Raw genomic sequence first — 749 nt, 5'->3', positions numbered from 1 at the left:
CGGAGGAGAAGAGGACGAACGCGGTGAGGTCGGCGTCGCGGGTCAGCTCGTGCAGGTTGACCGCCGCGTCCACCTTCGGCCGCAGCACCCGCGCCAACCGCTCCGGGTCGAGACCCGTCACCACCGCGTCGTCCAGCACACCCGCCGCGTGAACGACACCCGTCAGCGGACGATCGGCCGGAATCTCCGCCAGCACCGCCGCCAACCGCTCACGGTCGGCCGCGTCACACGCCACCACGTGCGTGATCGCGCCCTGCTCCGCCAGCTCGGCCACCAGCTCGGCCGCCCCCGGCGCAGCCGGGCCCGTCCGGCTCGTCAGCACCAGGTGCCGCACCCCGTGCTCGACGACCAGGTGCCGGGCCACCAGCGAACCCAGCGTCCCCGTCCCACCGGTGACCAGCACCGTCCCAGTGGAACCCCACACCGCGCGGTCCCCCGCGACCGCGCCCCGCACCAGACGCGGCACCCGCACCACACCACCGCGCACCACCACCTGCGACTCGTCCGCCGCGAGCGCAGTCGCCACGGCGGTGGCGAGCCCGGCCACGGACGCGGGGCCCTCGCCGTCGGCCGGATCCAGGTCCACGAGGAGGAACCGGCCGGGGTTCTCCGACTCGGCGCTGCGCACCAGACCCCACACCGCCGACGCGGCCAGATCCGGCACACCCTCACCCGCACCGGCGGCCACCGCACCACGCGTGACCACCACGAGCCGCGCGTCCCCCACCCGCTCCTCGGCCAGCCACCGC

1 protein-coding gene is annotated in these 749 nt (G+C 75.8%); it reads right to left on the bottom strand.

The annotated features are described in order from the left end of the window. On the bottom strand, positions 1–749 hold a 749-nt coding region (locus ACYVO2_RS37275), incomplete at both ends, for a beta-ketoacyl reductase (RefSeq protein WP_461012564.1).

The sequence above is a fragment of the Streptomyces capparidis genome (assembly GCF_054782095.1).
Note: the sequence above shows the minus strand (reverse complement) of the source record. Positions and strands in the feature narration are given on the sequence as shown.